Source organism: Pseudomonas sp. DR 5-09 (assembly GCF_001655595.1).
In the GTDB taxonomy this organism is placed as follows: Bacteria; Pseudomonadota; Gammaproteobacteria; order Pseudomonadales; family Pseudomonadaceae; genus Aquipseudomonas; species Aquipseudomonas pharyngis.
Genome location: NZ_CP011566.1, coordinates 1163243 through 1182760, shown reverse-complemented (window position 1 = coordinate 1182760; position 19518 = coordinate 1163243). Strand labels below are relative to the sequence as shown.

Below are 19518 nucleotides of genomic sequence, written 5' to 3'. Positions count from 1 at the left end.
CCACGCTCGTCAACGCCTGAGCGTGACGATGCGAATTACTTCGCGCCCAGCGCCAGTTTGGCGACTTGTGGCGCAGGCTGGTAGCCCGGAATGACTTGTCCGTCGGCCAAAACGATGGCCGGTGTACCATTCACGCCGATCGACTGACCGAGGGCGAACTGTTTGGAAACCGGGTTATCGCACTTGGCGGCCTTGATTTCCTTGCCATCGACCATTTTGTCCATGGCCGCTTTCTTGTCTTTCGAGCACCACACCGCTTGCAGCTGTTCGTCACCCGGCGAATTCAGACCCTGACGCGGGAACGCGACGTAACGCACTTCGATGCCGCGCTTGTTCAGCTCGGGCACTTCAGCGTGCAGCTTGTGGCAGTACGGGCAAGTGGTGTCGGTGAAAACGGTGATGTGCGACTTGGTTTCACCCACGGCCGGGTAAACCACGGTCTCGGCTACCGGGATCGCATTGATCAGTTTGGAAATGCCCAGGCGCTCGGTCTTCTCGGTCAGGTTGACCGGTTTGCCGTCCTTGAGCTGGAACATGTAGCCCTGAACGATGTACTGGCCGTCGGCGCTGGCGTAGAGCACGCGACTGCCCTTGAGCTTGACTTCGTACAGGCCTGGCAGCGGACTGGCGGTGATGGTATCGACCGGCACGTCGAGCTGGAGGTTTTCCAGGCTTTGGCGAATCGCTTTGTCGGCCGCGTCATCGGCGACGGCAAAGGTGCTGACCAACGCAATGGCTGCGGCGGCGAAAATCTGGGTCAGACGCATGAGAACTCCTGAAGGCGGACAAATGGAACGATCAGAACGCCCGTGCCGGAACACCGGGTCATAACCGCCCATCGTGCAAACCGGCAAAGCCTACCACATAAGGCTCCCGTGGCCGAATGCGCCTGTCGCAAGACAAACGGCGCTCAGCCGCGCGGGTGATGTTTGGCATGCAGATCCTGCAAACGTGCCCGGGCGACGTGAGTGTAGATCTGCGTGGTCGACAGGTCGCTGTGGCCCAACAGCATCTGCACCACCCGCAAGTCGGCGCCATGGTTGAGCAGGTGGGTGGCAAACGCGTGACGCAAGGTGTGCGGCGACAGTGACTTGCCGATCCCGGCGACCTTGGCCTGATGCTTGATTCGATGCCAGAAGGTCTGGCGAGTCATCTGCTCGCCGCGCTGACTGGGAAACAGCACATCGCTCGGGCGACCGCCGAGCAGCTCGCCGCGACCGTCACGCAGGTAGCGCTCGACCCAGACAATCGCCTCCTCGCCCATCGGCACCAGCCGCTCCTTGCTGCCCTTGCCCATCACCCGCAACACGCCCTGACGCAGGTTGACCTGTTCCAGCGTCAGGCTGATCAGCTCGGTGACACGCAGGCCGCAGGCATACAAGACTTCGAGCATGGCGCGATCGCGCTGGCCGATGGCTTCGCTCAAGTCCGGCGCCTTCAGCAGCGCTTCGACGTCGGCTTCCGACAGGGATTTGGGCAGCGGCCGACCGAGTTGCGGCATATCCACGCGCAAAGTCGGATCAACCGAAATCAGTTTTTCCCGCAGCAGATAGCGATAAAAGCCACGCACACCGGAGAGAAATCGCGCCGTAGAGCGAGGTTTGTAGTTCTGTTCCAGACGCCAGGCCAGGTGATCGAGGATCAGTTCTCGACCGGCATTGACCAGTTCGAGACCTTTGTCCTGCAACCAGCCGTTGAACAGCGCGAGATCACTGCGGTAGGCGTCGCGAGTGTTGTCGGAGAGACCTTTTTCCAGCCAGAGGGCGTCGAGAAACTGGTCGATCAGTGGGTGGTCGATGGCAGGCATGGGCGCTCAAGACACGCAGGTTTGGCACTGCGCGCAAATAAAGAGTGAACGGTTGAAATGGCCGCTAGTCTTTCATAGCCCGCTATTTCAAGGAACAGGGAGCTTCAATGAACGAGCAGCAAATTCTGTTGGCTTTCGGTGGTATCGGCGCTGCCGCACTGGGCTGCCAATGGCTCGCCTGGCGCCTGAAGCTGCCGGCGATTCTGTTTCTGCTGCTGACCGGCATTCTGGCGGGCCCCGTGCTGGGCTGGCTCGACCCACAGGAAATGTTCGGCCCGTTGCTGATGCCATTGGTGTCGCTGGCGGTGGCACTGATTCTGTTTGAAGGCAGCCTGACCCTGCACCTGTCGGAATGGCGCGAGATCGGCAGCGTCGTGCATCGACTGGTCACAATCGGTGCGCTCTCGACATGGGTAGTGATTGCGGTCGCGACGCACTGGCTGCTGGGTTTCGACTGGCTGTTGGCGATCCTGTTCGGCAGCCTGACCCTGGTTACCGGGCCGACCGTGATCGTGCCGATGCTGCGCGTGGTGCGGCCGAAGGCTTCGATCGCCAATATCCTGCGCTGGGAAGGGATTGTGATCGACCCGATCGGCGCACTGCTCGCGGTGGTGGTCTACAGCTTCATCATCGCCCGGGCCGAAGGCCACGGCCTGGAACAGAGCCTGCTGACCTTCGGCGGGGTGATTGTCTGCGGCAGCGGGTTTGGCATCGCCGGTGGCTGGCTGCTCGGCACGATCATCCGGCGCCAATGGCTGCCGGAGTATTTGCACAATCTGGCATCGCTCGCCGCGGTGCTGGGGATATTCATCGCTGCCAACCAGACCATGCACGAATCAGGGCTGTTGGCGGTGACACTGATGGGCATGTGGCTGGCGAACATGAAGGGTGTGGATGTGCGGCACATCCTGCACTTCAAGGAAAACCTCAGCGTGTTGCTGATTTCCGGGCTGTTCATTCTGCTGGCGGCACGACTGGATCTGAACGCGTTGATCGGTCTCGGGCCGCTGGTGCTGATTCTGTTGCTGGTGATTCAACTGATCGCCCGACCGCTGAACGTGGTGCTGAGTACCGCTGGTTCGAGTCTGAGCTGGCGTGAGCGTGCACTATTGTGCTGGATTGCCCCGCGCGGAATCGTCGCGGCGGCGGTCTCGGCGATCTTTGCGATTCGCCTGGATGAAGCGGGCCATGAAGGCGCGCTGTTGCTGGTGCCACTGACCTTCGCGGTGATCATCGGCACCGTCGTGCTGCAAAGTGCAACCGCCCGGCCACTGGCGCGTTTGTTGAAGGTGGCGGAGCCTGCGCCCAGTGGCTTCCTTATCGTCGGGGCGAACGGGCCTGCGCGCCTGCTCGGCAAGTCGCTGCAACAGCTGGGTAGCCGGGTGCTGCTGACAGATTCAAGTTGGGAAAACATCCGGGCGGCGCGCATGGATGGCTTGCCGACCTACTTTGGCAATCCGGCCTCGCAGCACGCCGATGCGCATCTGGACCTGGTCGGACTGGGGCATTTGCTGGCGCTGTCACCGTCGGGCGAACTCAATACGCTGGCGGCCATGCGCTTTCGTCATGACTTTGGCCATCAGCGGTTGTTCGGGCTGGCCAGCGGTCAGGAAAGCCGGCGCAGCGACAAGCACCGTGCCAGCCTCGAACATCGCGGCAACCAACTGGGGAGCGAGGCGCTGACTTACGCAAGACTCGCCAGTCAACTGGGGCAAGGTGCCGATCTTTACAGCACGACGCTGACGGGCGGGTTTGGCTGGGACAATTACCGTGCGCTGCATGGCAATCGCGCGACGCTACTGTTCATGCGCGATGACAGCGGCTGGGTACATGTCGTGACGCCGGAAACCGTGCTAAAGCCGGGGCCGGGGTGGACGCTGGTGGCGCTGATTCAGCCGGAGAGCGTCAGCGCCTGACAGACCGAATCGCGGGCAAGCCCGCTCCCACAGTGTCCATGTCGAACACATCATCAGCGTACAACACAAAACGCGTGGGAGCGGGCTTGCCCGCGAATGCCGCGGCTCGGTGCTGGATCAGGCCGCGAAACCCGGCAGCACCGGCACCGGACGCTTGTCATCATCGATGGCAACAAAGCTGAATTGCCCGTGAATGGCTTTCTCACGGCCGTCACAGCTCATGCTTTCAACGAACACTTCCACCTCGACCTTGAGACTGGTGTTGCCAACCTTGATCACCCGCCCAACCAGTTCGACGATGGAACCTGCCGGGATCGCGTGATTGAAGTCGATGCGATCGGTCGACACTGTCACCAGCGGCAAACGGCAAAACCGGGTGGCGGTGATGAACGACACTTCGTCCATCCAGGCCAACGCAGTGCCGCCGAACAGGGTGTTGTGGTGGTTGGTGGTCGGCGGGAACACCGCCTTGGTCACGCGGGTCACCGAGAGTTCGGTGCGGCGTTCGATTTCTTGCTCGCGAGGGGTCATGGGTCAGGCCTGAAACAGAAATGCGGTGGATAAATTGCGGGCAACAAAAAAGCAGCCCGTAGGCTGCTTTTTTCTGCATCGGAAGCTGGACTTAAGCCAGTTTTTCCTTGATGCGAGCTGCTTTACCCGACAGGTCGCGCAGGTAGTACAGCTTGGCTTTACGTACGTCACCGCGACGCTTGACAGCCATGCTGTCGATTTGCGGGGAGTAGGTCTGGAAAGTACGTTCTACGCCAACACCGTTGGAGATTTTACGAACGGTGAACGCACTGTTCACGCCGCGGTTACGCTTGGCGATGACAACGCCTTCGAACGCTTGCAGACGGGAACGATCGCCTTCCTTCACTTTCACCTGAACGACGATGGTGTCGCCTGGGGCAAAGGTAGGGATTTCTTTGGTCATCTGCTCTGCTTCGAGTGCAAGGATGATTTTGTTGGTCATGCTGTGCTCCTAAGGTAAATCGTCTGATCTACCATCGATACGTTGTTAACTATCGTCCCGCTCGCGGATGTATTCCTCGAGCAGCTTCTTCTCTTCTCCAGAAAGCGAGCGGCTTTCCAGAAGATCGGCGCGTCGTTCATAGGTCCTACCAAGGGACTGCTGTAAACGCCAACGCCGGATATGCGCGTGATTGCCACTCAGCAACACGTCGGGAACACGCTGATCCGCATACACCTCAGGTCGGGTGTAGTGCGGGCAATCCAGCAGACCATCCGTAAAGGAATCTTCCTCAGCGGAATCCGCATGCCCTAAAGCTCCGGGCAGCAGTCGTGTAACCGCATCGATCATGACCATGGCCGGCAGCTCGCCGCCAGACAACACATAGTCACCAATCGACCACTCTTCATCGACATGAGCCTCAATAAAGCGCTCGTCAATGCCTTCATAGCGACCGGCAATCAGGATCAATGCATCCGATTTCGCCAGTTCGCGTACCGCCGACTGAGTCAGTTGACGGCCTTGGGGGGACAGGTAAATCACCTTCGCCGCCTCCCCGGCTGCTGCCTTGGCCTGAACCAGAGCATCTTCCAGGGGCTTGATCTTCATCACCATGCCCGGACCACCGCCAAACGGGCGATCGTCCACAGTGTGATGTCGATCCGTCGTGTAATCCCGCGGATTCCAACAGGTCAGCTGCAAGAGCCCCTGTTTGACCGCACGACTGGTAATGCCGTACTCACTGATGGCCGAGAACATCTCGGGGAACAGCGTAATGACGTCTACGCGCAGGCTGGCCATTGCTTAGAAGTCCGCGTCCCATTCCACCCTCATCACGCCTGCTTCCAGGTCGATTGCCAGCACGCATTGCTCCGTATAGGGCAACAACCGCTCGCGATCATCCAGGCTGCCAACGCAGGGCTTGACCACCAATACATCGTTCGCGCCGGTCTCCAACAGGTGATCAACCTTGCCGAACAATTGTTCGTCCTGGTTGATGACGCTCAGACCTTCCAACTGGTACCAGTAGTACTCGTCGGCGGTCAGGTCGGGCAAAAGGCTTCGCGGGATGCAAATCTCGTAACCGCTCAGAAGACGGGCTTCATCGCGATCGTCGAGGCCTTTGAGCTTCACAACCAGATCCTTTTGAGTGGATCGGCCGCTGACCAGCTCGACCTGTTTCACTATGCCTTCGCGCCGAAGCGTCCAGTTGCGATAGCCCAACAGGTTTTCAATCGGATCGGTAAAGGAAAAGACCTTCACCTCGCCGCGAACGCCGTGAACCGAAAAAATCTTGCCGACAACGATCAGGTCATCAGCTTTTTCTGGCGTCGCGCTCATACTGCTCAGGCTGCAGCCTTGGCAGATTCCTTCAGCAACTGAGCAACACGCTCAGAAGGCTGTGCACCAACGCTCAGCCAGTAGGCAACGCGCTCTTGGTTCACGGACAGACGGATTTCCTGACCACGGGCAACAGGGTTGAAGAAGCCAACCTGTTCTTTGTGGGAACCGTCACGCGGGTTGCGGGAGTCGGTTACGGTCAGGTGGTAAAACGGGCGCTTTTTGGAGCCGCCAAGGGCAAGACGGATTGTTAGCATGTGAACATCGTTCCTGTAGTCGGTGCTGCAAATCTAAATGCACAGCGGGCATGGGTGCCCGAAAGGCCGCATATTCTAAGGAATATCCGGACTTTTGCAAATGACTTTTTCCGGCGCCCGTGGCATGCCGTGCAGATTTGCATATGGGGCCGTCGTTCAAAACGGCCAGTCAGCTCCCGCCGAGTGCGGGTTTGCTGTTGATCCTGCGTCCTTGCAGGGTCTGCGCCGGTGCGACGACCGGCGAAGTCTTTACATTTTTGGCATGCCGCCGCCGGGCAACATACCGCCCATGCCGCGCATCATTTTCGCCATTCCGCCCTTGGCGGAGAATTTCTTCATCATCTTCTGCATCTGCTTGTGCTGCTTGATCAAGCGACCGATGTCCTGCACCTGGGTGCCGGAACCCATGGCGATCCGACGCTTGCGCGAACCGCTGATCAGCTCAGGGTCGCGGCGCTCGGCCGGGGTCATGGAATTGATGATGGCTTCCATCTGTTTGAACTGCTTCTCTGCGGCGCTCTGGGCATTGCCCATTTGCGAGAGATTGACACCGCCGATGCTCGGCAGCTTGTCCATGAGCCCGCCGAGGCCGCCCATGTTCTTCATCTGTTGCAGCTGATCACGGAAGTCTTCGAGGTCGAAGCCCTTGCCCTTCTTCAGCTTCTTGGCAAGCTTGTCGGCCTTGTCCTTGTCGAGGGTCGCTTCAGCCTGTTCGATCAGGCTGAGCACGTCGCCCATGCCGAGGATTCGCGAGGCGATACGCTCAGGGTGGAACGGATCGAGCGCTTCGCTCTTCTCGCCCATACCGATGAACTTGATCGGCTTGCCGGTGATCGCGCGAACGGACAGCGCGGCACCGCCACGGGCATCACCGTCGACCTTGGTCAGGATCACACCGGTCAGCGGCAGCGCATCACCGAAGGCCTTGGCCGTGTTGGCCGCGTCCTGACCGGTCATGGCGTCGACCACGAACAGGGTTTCAACCGGATTGATCGCGGCATGCAGCGCCTTGATCTCGCCCATCATTTCTTCATCGATGTGCAGACGACCGGCGGTGTCGACGATGACCACGTCGATGAATTTCAGTTTTGCTTCTTTAATAGCTGCGTTGGCGATGTCGACCGGTTTCTGGCTCAGGTCGGACGGGAAGAACGTCACGCCGATGTCGTTGGCCAGGGTTTCCAGCTGTTTAATAGCAGCAGGACGGTAGATGTCCGCCGACACGACCATGACCGACTTTTTCTTGCGCTCCTTAAGGAAGCGCGCCAGCTTGCCGGCGGTGGTGGTTTTACCCGCGCCCTGCAGACCGGCCATCAGAATGACGGCGGGCGGCACGGCGCTCAGGTTCAGGTCTTCGTTGGCCGCGCCCATCAGGCTTTCGAGTTCGGCCTGGACGATCTTCACAAACGCCTGGCCCGGCGTCAGGCTGCGCGACACCTCGGTGCCGACAGCGCGCTCCTTGACCGAATTGACGAAGTCCTTGACCACCGGCAGGGCGACGTCGGCCTCGAGCAACGCCATGCGCACTTCGCGCAGGGTGTCTTTGATATTGTCCTCGGTCAGCTTCGCCTTGCCGGTGACATGGCGCAGCGTCTGCGAGAGACGGTCGGTTAAGTTTTCAAACATTGCGCGATCCTTTCAGGCCCTGTGTAGACCGGGATAATGGCGGCCCAGACCGGAATCAACATGTGCTCGGCGAGCCTGCGGCGTGGGCAGGTCGCGGATTATAGCGAAGACTGCGGCTGGCGGACACCTCGCTGTCAGCTTGCCGGTCTTTCGTGCAACGGCGGTTCTATGCCAAACTCAGCCCCTTTCGGGCTTGCCTAACAGGATTTATGCTCCCCTTGTCACCGAGTTTGCTGACCACCCTCGCCGCCGCCCTTCTCTACGCCGCTGCGACCCTCTATCAGGGCACCCGCCTGGCCACTGGCGCCAAGGCCAACAAGCGCCTGCTGGTCTCGCTCGGCGTTCTCGCCGTGCTGGCCCACAGCGCCAGCCTGCTTACGCATTTATTGACGCCGATCGGTCTGGGCCTGGATTTCTTCAGCGCTTCGAGCCTGATCGCTGCGGCGGTCATTGCCCTGACCCTGCTCGCCTGCTCGCGGATTCCGGTGGAAAACCTGCTGGTGCTGCTGTTCCCGCTGGGTGCGATCACGGTGCTGCTGGCGCAGTTCGCGCCGGCCGGTACGGTGCAGATCATCGATGAAGAACCGGGCATCCTCGCGCACATCCTGTTGTCGATCCTCGCCTACGGCATGTTCACCATCGCGGTGTTCCAGGCCTTGTTGCTGCTGGTGCAGGATCATCAGCTCAAGCACAAGCACCCGTCCGGGCTGATCAAGAACTTCCCGCCACTGCAAACCATGGAAAGCCTGCTGTTCGGCTTCCTCTGGGCTGGCTGGACGCTGCTGTCGCTGTCGTTGATCTCCGGCTGGCTGTTCGTCGAGAACCTGTTTGCCCAGCACCTGGTGCATAAAACCCTGCTGGCCTGCCTGGCCTGGATCGTGTTCAGCGTCCTGCTGTGGGGCCGTAACCGCCTCGGCTGGCGCGGACACAAGGCAATCCGCTGGACCCTCGCCGGTTTCTGCCTGCTGATGCTCGCGTATTTCGGCAGCAAACTGGTCCGTGAATACATCCTGCACATCTGACGGGCGGCATAAATGGACGGTTTGCCCATAGGGCCGATGCTCGCGGTATTTGTCCTGCTGATTCTCTGGTCAGGGCTGTTTACCGCCGTCGAAGCGGCGCAACAGCACCTGCTCGCGCAACGCACCGCATCCCGCGCCAGCGACAAGCCCCTGGCCAAGCTCAGCTTCCCGCTCGACAGCCTGATCCTCTGCAATACCCTGTGCCGCGCCCTCGCCGTTATTCTGGCCACGCTGCTGGCAATCTTTCTCTGTGAAGAAAACGGCCCCTGGGCGGCTTGCCTTGGCGCCGGCGCCCTGCTGCTGGTTTTTGCCGACTATTTCCCCCGCGCCCTCGCCCAGCGTTATCCGGATGCGGTGTTGTCGTTCGGCAATACGCTGCTGGCGGTACCGCTGAAGGTCGTTTACCCGCTTGCCTGGCTGCTCAGCCGCGTCAGTGGTTTGCTGATGCGCCCGTTCATCCGCAAGGCCCAGGTGGTGCAACAGAGCGAAGACGATGTGCCGGCGGAGCGTCATGATGACCCCGATCATCCAGTGCGCCCGCACCCGGTTTCGGGCATCCATGCGCTGGATAACATCACGGTCAACGACATTCTGGTGCCGCGCAGCGATGTCGACGGCATCAACCTCGACGATCCGATCGAAGAAATCACCGAGCAACTGCGCCACAACCGTCGTACTCGTCTGCCGCTGTTTCACAGCGATATCAATCAGGTCGAGGCGGTGCTCAACACCCGGCAGGTCCGCCATTTGCTGGACAATGGCAACCTGACCCGCGAAGCCTTGCTGGCGGCCAGTTACGAGCCCTACTTCGTTCCCGAAAGCACCCCGCTGCAACTGCAGCTGCTGAACTTCCACAAGCAGCAGCGGCGGCTGGGCATGGTGGTGGACGAGTACGGCGAAGTGCTGGGGATTGTCACCCTGGAAGACATTCTCGAAGAGATCGTCGGCGAATTCGAAAGCGAGCACAGCCTCGACAACCCGCACATCCACCCACAAGCCGATGGCCGCATGGTGATCGACGGCGCCGCGTCGATCCGCGAACTGAACAAATGCCTGGGCTGGCACCTGCCCAGCGACGGCCCCCGGACCCTCAACGGCCTGGTGACCGAAGCGCTGGAAACCATCCCGGAAAGCGCGGTCTGCCTGAAGATCGGCCGCTACCGGCTGGAGATTCTCGAGACCGAAGAGAACCGGGTGAGCAAGGTGCTGATCTGGCACACCTCCTCGGCCCCTGCGCTCGCCCCTGTCCGCTAGGCAGCCCCTTGTTCAATCGTTAGCCACCTTCCTATAATCGCGGTGCTTACCCAAGCCCCGCCGAACCGCGTGCTTACCCCGCACCCGACTGGTTCCGGCCGGTTCATCGGCAATATCCGCATCACACCGACGACTGTTCCTACCTGAAGCAGCGATCGCGCCTCATCCCACATCCCTGGGTGTTCGACCATAATAATTCGCTCCAACGGAGCTCATGACTGTCAGGGATCACCGCATGACGACCAGTACCGCTTACAGCGACACCTCGCCCGCCCAACCGACCAACTCCGCCACCCGCGTGGCCACGGCGAGTTTCATCGGCACGGCCATCGAGTTCTACGATTTCTACGTCTACGCCACCGCTGCCGCGCTGGTGATCGGGCCGGTGTTCTTCCCGCAGACCTCCGGCACGGCGCAGATGCTCTCCGCCTTCCTGACCTTCGGCATCGCCTTCCTCGCACGACCGCTGGGCTCGGCGCTGTTCGGCCACTTCGGCGACCGCATCGGCCGTAAATCCACGCTGGTGGCCTCACTGCTGCTGATGGGTGTCTGCACCACGCTGATCGGCGTGCTGCCGGGTTATGACAGTATCGGCGCCTGGGCACCGATCCTGCTCTGCGTGCTGCGCTTCGGCCAGGGCCTGGGATTGGGGGGCGAGTGGGGTGGTGCGGCGCTGCTGGCGACCGAAAACGCCCCGAAAGGCAAACGGGCGTGGTTCGGCATGTTCCCGCAACTCGGCCCGTCGATTGGTTTTCTGGCTGCCAACGGTCTGTTCCTGACGTTGGCCATGAGCCTGAGCGACGATCAATTCCGCAGCTGGGGCTGGCGGATTCCGTTCCTGCTCAGTGCCGTGCTGGTGATGGTCGGGCTGTACGTGCGCCTCAAGCTTCACGAAACCCCGGTGTTCGCCAATGCCATTGCCCGCCAGGAACGAGTGAAAGTGCCGCTGGTCGAGCTGTTCAGCCAATACTGGGCACCGACGCTGCTGGGCGCCGCCGCCATGGTGGTGTGTTACGCGCTGTTCTACATCTCGACCGTGTTTTCCCTGAGCTATGGCGTATCCACATTGGGTTACAGCCGCGAGACTTTCCTCGGACTGCTGTGCTTCGCGGTGCTGTTCATGGCGGCCGCGACGCCGCTGTCGGCATGGGCCAGTGATCGTTACGGACGCAAACCGGTGCTGATCGTCGGCGGTGTGCTGGCGATTCTTTCCGGATTTCTGATGGAGCCGTTGCTGACTCAGGGATCGACCTGGGGCGTGGCCCTGTTCCTGTGCATCGAGCTGTTCCTGATGGGCGTGACATTCGCCCCGATGGGCGCTCTGCTACCGGAACTGTTCCCGACGCACGTGCGGTATACCGGCGCATCGGCGGCCTACAACCTCGGCGGGATTGTCGGGGCCTCGGCGGCGCCGTTCTTCGCGCAGAAACTGGTGGCGATGGGCGGTTTGAGTTACGTCGGCGGGTATGTGTCGGCGGCCGCGGTGCTCAGCTTGATCGCTGTGCTGTGCCTGAAGGAGACGCGCAATAACGACCTGAATCAGGTGGTGTAAGCGCAAAGATCGCTCCCGCGCGGGCGGGAGCGATCAGATGGCGTGATTACAGCTCTACAACAACAGCCTGGGAAGCACGGGTCGCTTTGGCACGAGCAGCTTCAATCGACTCGTCACGGGCCAGTGCAACACCCATGCGGCGCTGGCCGTTGACTTCGGGCTTGCCAAACAGACGCAGCGCGGTATCCGGCTCGCTCAGTGCAGCGCCGAGGTTGGCGAATGCGGTCTGGGTCGACTGGCCTTCCACCAGAATCACCGCCGAAGCCGATGGGCCGAACTGACGGATCAGCGGCACCGGCAGGCCGAGGATCGCCCGGGCGTGCAGGGCGAACTGCGACAGGTCCTGGGAAATCAGGGTCACCAGACCGGTGTCGTGCGGGCGCGGCGACACTTCGCTGAACCACACCTGATCGCCTTTGATGAACAGCTCGACGCCGAACAGGCCACGACCGCCCAACGCTTCGGTCACGGCTTTGGCTACGCGCTCGGATTCAGCCAGCGCCACCGGGCTCATGGCCTGTGGCTGCCAGGATTCCTGGTAATCGCCCTTCTCCTGACGGTGGCCAACTGGCGCACAGAAAGTCGTGCCGCCGACATGACGCACGGTCAGCAGAGTGATTTCGTAGTCGAAATCGATGAAGCCTTCGATGATCACCCGACCTTTGCCGGCGCGACCACCCTCTTGCGCGTAATCCCAGGCTTTCTGCACGTCATCGGCGCTGCGCAGCAGGCTCTGGCCCTTGCCCGACGAACTCATCACCGGTTTTACGACGCACGGAAAGCCGAGGTCCTGAACGGCCTTGCTGTAATCCTCGAAGGTGTCGGCGAAGTGGTACGGCGAAGTCGGCAGGTCCAGCTCTTCGGCAGCCAGACGACGGATGCCTTCGCGGTTCATGGTCAGTTGCGCGGCGCGAGCGGTCGGGATCACGGTGAAGCCTTCGGCTTCCAGTTCGACCAGAGTGGCGGTGGCGATGGCTTCGATTTCCGGCACGATGAAGTGCGGCTTCTCGGCTTCGATCACGGCACGCAGGGCGGCGCCGTCGAGCATGTTGATCACGTGGCTGCGATGGGCAACCTGCATGGCCGGCGCATTGGCGTAACGGTCAACGGCGATCACTTCAACGCCCAGGCGCTGCAGCTCGATTACCACTTCCTTGCCCAACTCACCACAGCCACACAGCAATACGCGGGTCGCGGTCGGCGACAATGGAGTTCCGATACGGGTCATCTCAGGTCCTCAAAGAAGCGGATCATCGAGGAAAGCAACGCCAGACGCGCTTTCCATGGGGAGAAAGCGCGGCATTTTACATGAACCTGAGGGTTTGGCTTCAGCCGGCGATAGCCTGTTTGCGTTCGCGCCAGGCCATGATCAGCCAGACGGCGGTGACACCGGCGAACTTCGAGGCCAGCGCGGTGATGAGCACCGGCGGCGTCAGCAGGTCGATCATGCCAAAGAAGATGAAAGTATCGAGGGGAATGCTCAGCGCCGAACTGATCCACAAGCGGTCGCGCAACGGGCGCTTGGTGATGGTGAATACCAGCCAGTCGATGCACTCCGAGACCGCGAATGCCGTGGCGCTGGCCAGCGCAATCGACGGATCGGACGTGACATAAGACAGCACCAGCGCCGCCAGCATCGCCACGATCGCGCCATGACCGAAACGGGTCTGCACCATGTCGCGCAGCACGAACACCAGCCCGCCCCAGGCCGACCAGATGATGTCCAGGTGCGGCGCAGTGGAAAAGGCGAAGTTGATCAGCACGACGCTGCTGATGTAAGCGATGAGGAAAATCATGGGCGTGACCTGTCAATTTGGCGCACAGGTTACTTCAGCCCTTCGATGGCGCCAATCAAATCGGCTATTGCCCCGGCGTTTTGCCGATCATCCAGACCAGGCCACTGGCCTTGGCCCGCTCATGGCAGAGCCCGAGTACAACCCGGCGTTCATCATTGGTCATGCGGCTCCAGCGAGTGATCTCCTCGACCGTGCGCTGGCAACCGGTGCAAATATCGTCTTCGTCCAGCGCGCAAATGCTCACGCACGGCGAGGCGACAGGTCTTTCCGGGGTTGTCATTCTTCCTGCTCGACCAGATCGCGCGCATAGCGCTGGGAGTTATGCACATAGTGCGCGGCACTGGCTTCGAGCATCTTCTTCTGCGGCTCGGTCAGTTCGCGCACCACCTTGCCCGGCGAGCCCATCACCAGCGAGCCGTCAGGAATTTCCTTGCCTTCGCCGATCAGCGAATTGGCGCCGATGATGCAGTTCTTGCCGATCTTCGCGCCGTTGAGGATGACCGCGTTGATGCCGATCAGGCTGTAGTCGCCGACCGTGCAGCCGTGGAGCATGGCGTTGTGGCCGATGGTCACGCCGGTGCCGATGGTCAGCGGATAGCCCATGTCGGTGTGCATCACGGTGCCGTCCTGCACATTGCTGTTCTTGCCGATCAGGATCAGTTCGTTGTCACCGCGCAACACGGCGTTGAACCAGACGTTGGCGCCCTCTTCCAGTCTGACCTTGCCCACCAGCACGGCGTTGGGGGCGACCCAGCTCTGCGGATGGGTGTCGACACGGGCGTCGCCCAGGCGGTATTTCATCTTGTTTTCCTCAGGGCTCACGGTGGCTGGCCATTCGAACGATGGCTTCAGGTATTGATGAAGCTTTTGGGCGGTTGATGCAGGCTGATTCTGGCGTCATAGAGCAGGTTGATCAACTCGACGATCATGATTGCCGTCAGTCCCCAGATCTTGTATTCGCCGTAACGATAGCTCGGCACGTACCAACTGCGACCCTGATAGTCGATGCGGTGGGTGTGCTCGCGCGGATCCTTGCGGAAGAACTCCAGCGGCACACTGAACACCGCAGCGATCTCGGCATCATTGGCCTGGTATTCGACAAAATCGGGAATCACCCCGACATACGGAGTGACCTTGATGCCATGCAGGGAAATCAGCGGGCTGAGCGGACCGATCACTTCAACCAGTCCCGGCGGCAGGCCGATTTCCTCTTCGGCTTCACGCAGAGCGGTAAACACCAGGTCCGGGTCTTCCGGATCCCGACGCCCGCCCGGGAAGGCGACTTCGCCGCCGTGGGTCGAAAGCCCGCTGGCCCGCAGGGTGAGGACAAGTTCGGGTTCGTCACTGCGAGTAATCGGCACCAGGACAGCGGCCTCGGGGAAACGCGTGTCGGTCTCCAGCGTGCGCGGCGTGTGATTGCTTACCCGGTGCAGTAGCTCGTCCAGCATAAGTGTTCTCGATCGGTGCCTTACCCTGCATCATGCACCAATCATTGCGACCGCCCAACCCCCCGAACGGGGGTCATGTCGCGAAACGACAACTTGCCGACTGACACCGCTGCACGCCAAGATAGGCGCAGCATTCAGGAACCCCAGCATGAAATTTTGCAGCCAGTGCGGCAACCCGGTGACCCAGCGCATTCCCGAAGGCGACTCGCGGCTGCGATTCGTCTGCGACAGCTGTCAGACGATTCACTACCAGAACCCCAATATCGTGGCCGGTTGTGTACCGACCTGGGGCACCAAGGTCCTGCTGTGCCGCCGCGCCATCGAGCCACGCCTCGGTTACTGGACGCTGCCCGCCGGGTTCATGGAGAACGGCGAGACCATCGAACAGGCCGCCATCCGCGAAACCGCCGAGGAAGCCTGCGCCCGGGTACGCAACCTGAGCATCTACACCCTGATCGACGTGCCGCACATCAGCCAGGTGCATGTGTTTTTCCGCGCCGAGCTGGCAGATCTGGACTTCGCCGCCGGCCCCGAAAGCCTGGAAGTACAACTGTTCGACGAAGCCGACATTCCCTGGGACGAGCTGGCTTTCCGCACGGTGGGCCGTACCCTGGAATGTTTCTTCGCTGACCGGCGCGTCGAGGTCTATCCGGTTCGTTCCGAATCGATCCCGCCGCTCACTCAACCAGCCATCACTTGATTTCGATGATGGCCGGCCGATAACCGGCTTACGCAGCCCGCGACAGCGCCTGCACACTATCTATAAATAAAGTATCTGCTTCATTTCTGGGGAATCGTTTCAATGCGCTGGTTGCTTGCCCTGTTCTGCCTGTCGTTCGTCACCGTCTCCCAAGCGTCATTCGTGACCACTGTGACGCCATCGAACACCCCGCTCATCGAAAAAGTACTGGTGCTCAAATCGGCTCATCAACTGCAGTTGATCGCCGACGGCAAGCCCCTCAAGAGCTATCGCATTTCCTTGGGCAAAGGCGCGAAAAAAGGCCCGAAACTGATTGAAGGCGACAAACGCACGCCGGAAGGTTTCTATTGGATCGACTGGCGCAAGACCAGCGACAAATTCAACCTGTCGATGCACATCTCCTACCCGAACATCAGCGACTCCGCCCGCGCCCGCCGCGAAGGCGTCGAGCCTGGCGGAATGATCATGATCCACGGCACGCCGGACTCCGAGGACAATCCCGAACAACTGTTCCACACCCTGGACTGGACCGACGGCTGCATTGCCATGCGCAACGTCGACATGCGCGAAGTCTGGAACCTGGTGCCGGATGGCACGATGATCGAAATCCGCCCCTGATTCCGTAGCCAGGGCACCTGTTCCCTCCGGGCCGCGAAGCGGCCCTTTCTCCTGACCATTGGTCGCCCGTAAAAAATAAATTCAAAAGATCGCAGCCTGCGGCCAGGCCTGAACGGTGATACCACTTTCACCCGCCAGAACGGCCGCAGACTGCGATTTTTTGCGTTTTACAGTCCACCTCTAATACCACTTGAAACCACCCACCTTGAAACCCTCGACCCCATAGGCCTACAGGCATTTCCGACGCGTTGACATGGTATGCAAGTGGTATTAGTTTTCGCCCGACAACCGAGCGACAACAATCCTATATCAGCGCCGGAAAAGCCTTACATGAACGACCTCCACGCCCTACGTCCCGACGACTCCCAGCCGACGCCGCTGTACCTGCAACTGGCACGCAATCTGGAAGCGGCGATCCATGCCGGCCAGTGGAAAGCCGAACAGGCGATGCCGTCGGAGCGCAGTCTCAGCGAAATGCTGGGGATTTCCCGGGTCACCGCGCGCAAGGCGCTGGAAGTCCTGCTCGATCAAGGTTTGATCCGCCGCTTGCAAGGTTCCGGCACTTTCATCACCCCACGCCTTGAACAACCGCTGTCGCGTCTGTCGGGTTTCAGCGAGATGCTGCGCCTCAAGGGCTTCGTGCCCAGCTCGCAATGGCTGGAGCGGGAAATCACCCTGCCGACCCACGAAGAATTGATCCGCCTCGGCCTGTCGCCGAACGACAAGGTCGCGCGCATGAAACGCCTGCGCAAGGCCGACGACACCGTGATGGCCATCGAGATGAGCACCCTGCCCGCCTCGATCATGCCCAAGCCACAGGTGGTGGGCGATTCCCTCTACGAACACCTCGACAGCATCGGCAAGCCGATCGTGCGCGCCTTGCAGCACATCCAGGCCATCAATGCCTCGGACGAGTTCGCCGCACTGGTCGGCATCGCCCCCGGCACCGCGATGCTGCTGATGACCCGGGTCGGCTATCTGGAAGACAACACGCCGATCGAAGTCACCGACACCTATTGCCGCAACGACTACTACGACTTTGTTGCAGAGCTGCGCCGCTGATCAGCAGCCAGGCCAAACGAGAGAAGCGAAATGTCTGAAGACAACATCCTCACCGCTGACGGCTGGATTCGCGGCCGGCTGATCCACGAACACGGCAGAGTCGTGTCGATCGAAGGCGAGCCTTGCGATCCGGCGACCAATGACTTGCCGTATCTGCTGCCGGGTTTCATCGACCTGCACGTCCACGGCGGTGGCGGCAAGGACATCATGGAGGGCGCCAGCGCCTTCGAGACCATCACCAAGACCCACGTGCGCTTCGGCACCACCTCGCTGCTGGCCACCACGATGACCGCGCCGAGTGCCGAGATTTCCAGCGTGCTCAAGGAAGTCGGCGAGTTCTGTGAACAGCGCCCGAAAGGTGCCGCCCGGGTTCTCGGCGTTCACCTCGAAGGCCCCTACATCAATCCCGGCAAACTCGGCGCACAACCGAACTTTGCCCACACCGCGTTGATGGCCGAGGTCGAAGACTATCTGGCACTGGCGCCGATTCGGGTGATCACCATCGCCCCGGAAATCGCCGGCCATGACGGTTTGATTCGTGAACTCAGCAGCCGTGGCATCCGCATGCAGATCGGCCACACCCTCGGCAGTTACGAAGAAGGCGTCGCCGCCCTTGAGGCTGGCGCCACCAGTTTCACCCACTTGTACAACGCCATGAGTCCGCTGCATCACCGCGAACCGGGCATCGTCGGCGCCGCCCTCGCCCACGCCACATTCGCCGAGCTGATTCCGGATTTGCTGCACGTGCACCCCGGCGCGATCCGCGTGGCTCTGCGCTCGATTCCGTGCCTGTACTGCGTCACCGATTCGACCGCCGCCGCCGGCATGCCCGATGGCGAGTACAAGCTCGGCAGCCACACCGTCACCAAATGCCTGGGCGGCGTGCGCCTGCCCGATGGCACCCTGGCGGGCAGCACCCTGACCATGGATCAGGCCCTGCGCAATCTGGTGAAGATCGGTCTGCCGATCGCCGAGGCCTCGCAACGTCTTTCGCAATTCCCCGCCGACTACCTCGGCATCACCGAACGCGGGCGCCTTGCACCTGGCGCCTGGGCCGACTGCGTGCGGCTGGATCGCTCACTCACACTGACCGCCGTCATGGTCGAAGGAGAAGACATTGACTTCAAAAATGCTTGAGGAGGCGCTGTCCTCATTCGAGGCCGTGCAAGCCCAACTGCAACAGCTCGACTCGCCAATGATCGAGATCGCCGGGCGCCTGCGTCGTCAACCGCCGCAAGTGGCGATGACCGTTGCCCGTGGCAGCTCCGACCATGCGGCGAGCTACTTCGCCTACCTGACCATGCAGCAACTGGGGGTTCCGGTGGCGTCGTTGCCGATGTCGGTGGTGACCATGCAACAGGCGCCTTTGAAGGTCAGCGGTCAGGTTGCGTTCGCGTTTTCCCAGTCGGGCCAGAGCCCGGATCTGGTCAACAGCCTGCGCCTGTTGCGCAAGCGTGGCGCGCTCAGTGTGTCGATGGTCAACGCCACCGATTCGCCGCTGGAGGCTGCGTGCGAATTCAGCCTGCCATTGCTGGCCGGCACCGAAAGCAGTGTCGCCGCGACCAAGAGTTTCATCGCCACCCTCAGCGCCAGCGCCCGTCTGATCGCGCACTGGAAAGAAGACGCCGAATTGCTGGAGGCGCACAACGCCCTGCCCGAAGGCCTGCGCGAAGCCGCGCAACAGGACTGGAGCCTGGCCATCGACGCCCTGCGCGATTGCGAGCGGTTGATGGTGATCGGCCGTGGCGCCGGTTTCGCCATCGCCCAGGAAGCCGCGCTGAAATTCAAGGAAACCTCGGCGATCCAGGCCGAAGCCTTCAGCAGCGCCGAAGTCCGTCACGGCCCGATGGCCCTGATCGACGAACACTACCCATTGCTGGTGTTCGCCCCGCGCGGCGCCGAACAGGCCGGTCTGCTGAGCCTGGCAGCCGAGATGCGTCAGCGCGGCGCCCGCGTGCTGCTGGCCGCACCGGATGACGTCAGCGAGCGCGACCTGACCCTCAGCCGTGCGGAGCACCCGGCCCTCGATCCGATCCTCGCGATTCAGAGTTTCTACGTGATGGCGGCCGGTCTGTCCGTGGCCCGTGGCATGGACCCGGATCAGCCGCGACACCTGAGCAAAGTCACCCGTACGCACTGAGTCCGAACC

General features: G+C 61.3%; 22 protein-coding genes. 9 read left to right on the top strand and 13 right to left on the bottom strand.

The genetic code is table 11. From position 1 onward, the window contains the following. Positions 1 to 35: 35 nt before the first annotated feature. Positions 36 to 767 (bottom strand): bifunctional protein-disulfide isomerase/oxidoreductase DsbC, encoded by a 732-nt coding sequence (gene dsbC / locus PDR5_RS05220; RefSeq protein WP_039769559.1) that lies wholly within the window; start codon positions 765 to 767, stop codon positions 36 to 38. Positions 768 to 910: 143 nt separating this feature from the next. After that, on the bottom strand, positions 911 to 1807 hold the full coding sequence (gene xerD, locus PDR5_RS05215; protein WP_039769558.1) for a site-specific tyrosine recombinase XerD: 897 nt from the start codon (positions 1805 to 1807) through the stop codon (positions 911 to 913). A 107-nt stretch (positions 1808 to 1914) separates the two neighbouring features. On the opposite strand from xerD, the gene PDR5_RS05210 reads away from it, so the two are divergent. Beyond that, complete coding sequence (locus tag PDR5_RS05210) at positions 1915 to 3723, top strand: cation:proton antiporter (RefSeq protein WP_064593630.1); 1809 nt, start codon at positions 1915 to 1917, stop codon at positions 3721 to 3723. Between the two features lie 117 nt (positions 3724 to 3840). On the opposite strand, the gene PDR5_RS05205 is transcribed toward PDR5_RS05210, so the two are convergent. From PDR5_RS05205 to ffh, 6 genes are all read right to left on the bottom strand, one after another. Further along, complete coding sequence (locus PDR5_RS05205) at positions 3841 to 4254, bottom strand: acyl-CoA thioesterase (RefSeq protein WP_011332614.1); 414 nt, start codon at positions 4252 to 4254, stop codon at positions 3841 to 3843. A gap of 91 nt (positions 4255 to 4345) precedes the next feature. Then, positions 4346 to 4696, bottom strand: coding sequence for a 50S ribosomal protein L19 (gene rplS / locus PDR5_RS05200; RefSeq protein WP_003175895.1), 351 nt, complete (start codon positions 4694 to 4696; stop codon positions 4346 to 4348). A 45-nt stretch (positions 4697 to 4741) separates the two neighbouring features. Next, positions 4742 to 5494 (bottom strand): tRNA (guanosine(37)-N1)-methyltransferase TrmD, encoded by a 753-nt coding sequence (gene trmD, locus PDR5_RS05195; protein ID WP_003221981.1) that lies wholly within the window; start codon positions 5492 to 5494, stop codon positions 4742 to 4744. A gap of 3 nt (positions 5495 to 5497) precedes the next feature. Beyond that, positions 5498 to 6034 (bottom strand): ribosome maturation factor RimM, encoded by a 537-nt coding sequence (gene rimM, locus PDR5_RS05190; protein ID WP_064593627.1) that lies wholly within the window; start codon positions 6032 to 6034, stop codon positions 5498 to 5500. Positions 6035 to 6039: 5 nt separating this feature from the next. Continuing rightward, positions 6040 to 6291: a 30S ribosomal protein S16 gene (rpsP, locus tag PDR5_RS05185; RefSeq protein WP_003185073.1), complete on the bottom strand. Its 252-nt coding sequence runs from the start codon at positions 6289 to 6291 to the stop codon at positions 6040 to 6042. A 249-nt stretch (positions 6292 to 6540) separates the two neighbouring features. Next, positions 6541 to 7917: a signal recognition particle protein gene (ffh, locus tag PDR5_RS05180; protein WP_064593624.1), complete on the bottom strand. Its 1377-nt coding sequence runs from the start codon at positions 7915 to 7917 to the stop codon at positions 6541 to 6543. Positions 7918 to 8126: 209 nt separating this feature from the next. Between ffh and PDR5_RS05175 the strand changes: the two genes are divergently transcribed. From PDR5_RS05175 to PDR5_RS05160, 3 genes are all read left to right on the top strand, one after another. Further along, entirely contained in the window at positions 8127 to 8939 is an 813-nt protein-coding gene (locus tag PDR5_RS05175; protein ID WP_039769548.1) for a cytochrome C assembly family protein, read from the top strand. 12 nt (positions 8940 to 8951) lie between these two features. Further along, positions 8952 to 10193, top strand: a complete 1242-nt coding sequence (locus PDR5_RS05170) for a transporter associated domain-containing protein (RefSeq protein WP_064593622.1) — start codon at positions 8952 to 8954, stop codon at positions 10191 to 10193. Positions 10194 to 10428: 235 nt separating this feature from the next. Beyond that, positions 10429 to 11745: an MFS transporter gene (locus PDR5_RS05160; protein ID WP_064593616.1), complete on the top strand. Its 1317-nt coding sequence runs from the start codon at positions 10429 to 10431 to the stop codon at positions 11743 to 11745. A 46-nt stretch (positions 11746 to 11791) separates the two neighbouring features. Here the strand turns inward: PDR5_RS05160 and purT are convergent, their stop codons facing one another. The 5 genes from purT to PDR5_RS05135 form a co-directional block, all read right to left on the bottom strand. Next, positions 11792 to 12973: a formate-dependent phosphoribosylglycinamide formyltransferase gene (gene purT / locus PDR5_RS05155; protein ID WP_039769540.1), complete on the bottom strand. Its 1182-nt coding sequence runs from the start codon at positions 12971 to 12973 to the stop codon at positions 11792 to 11794. Between the two features lie 100 nt (positions 12974 to 13073). Further along, entirely contained in the window at positions 13074 to 13541 is a 468-nt protein-coding gene (locus PDR5_RS05150) for a hypothetical protein (protein ID WP_064593613.1), read from the bottom strand. A gap of 64 nt (positions 13542 to 13605) precedes the next feature. Then, positions 13606 to 13821: a DUF1289 domain-containing protein gene (locus tag PDR5_RS05145; RefSeq protein WP_007954618.1), complete on the bottom strand. Its 216-nt coding sequence runs from the start codon at positions 13819 to 13821 to the stop codon at positions 13606 to 13608. Continuing rightward, a complete protein-coding gene (locus PDR5_RS05140; RefSeq protein WP_025112181.1) occupies positions 13818 to 14342 on the bottom strand; it encodes a gamma carbonic anhydrase family protein in 525 nt (174 codons plus the stop codon). Before PDR5_RS05140 ends, PDR5_RS05145 begins: the two co-directional genes overlap by 4 nt. A gap of 47 nt (positions 14343 to 14389) precedes the next feature. Further along, the gene (locus PDR5_RS05135; protein ID WP_039769535.1) at positions 14390 to 14989 is read right to left on the bottom strand and encodes a CoA pyrophosphatase; all 600 of its coding nucleotides are present in this window, start codon (positions 14987 to 14989) and stop codon (positions 14390 to 14392) included. A gap of 148 nt (positions 14990 to 15137) precedes the next feature. On the opposite strand from PDR5_RS05135, the gene PDR5_RS05130 reads away from it, so the two are divergent. From PDR5_RS05130 to PDR5_RS05110, 5 genes are all read left to right on the top strand, one after another. Then, the gene (locus tag PDR5_RS05130; protein ID WP_064593610.1) at positions 15138 to 15689 is read left to right on the top strand and encodes an NUDIX hydrolase; all 552 of its coding nucleotides are present in this window, start codon (positions 15138 to 15140) and stop codon (positions 15687 to 15689) included. A gap of 102 nt (positions 15690 to 15791) precedes the next feature. Continuing rightward, a complete protein-coding gene (locus PDR5_RS05125; RefSeq protein WP_007954614.1) occupies positions 15792 to 16307 on the top strand; it encodes a L,D-transpeptidase family protein in 516 nt (171 codons plus the stop codon). 330 nt (positions 16308 to 16637) lie between these two features. Next, complete coding sequence (locus PDR5_RS05120; RefSeq protein WP_064593607.1) at positions 16638 to 17369, top strand: GntR family transcriptional regulator; 732 nt, start codon at positions 16638 to 16640, stop codon at positions 17367 to 17369. A gap of 30 nt (positions 17370 to 17399) precedes the next feature. Further along, positions 17400 to 18506 carry an N-acetylglucosamine-6-phosphate deacetylase gene (gene nagA, locus PDR5_RS05115; RefSeq protein ID WP_064593604.1) on the top strand — a complete coding sequence of 369 codons (1107 nt, stop codon included), beginning with the start codon at positions 17400 to 17402 and terminating at the stop codon, positions 18504 to 18506. After that, positions 18499 to 19509 carry an SIS domain-containing protein gene (locus PDR5_RS05110; protein WP_064593601.1) on the top strand — a complete coding sequence of 337 codons (1011 nt, stop codon included), beginning with the start codon at positions 18499 to 18501 and terminating at the stop codon, positions 19507 to 19509. Before nagA ends, PDR5_RS05110 begins: the two co-directional genes overlap by 8 nt. Positions 19510 to 19518: the final 9 nt, after the last annotated feature.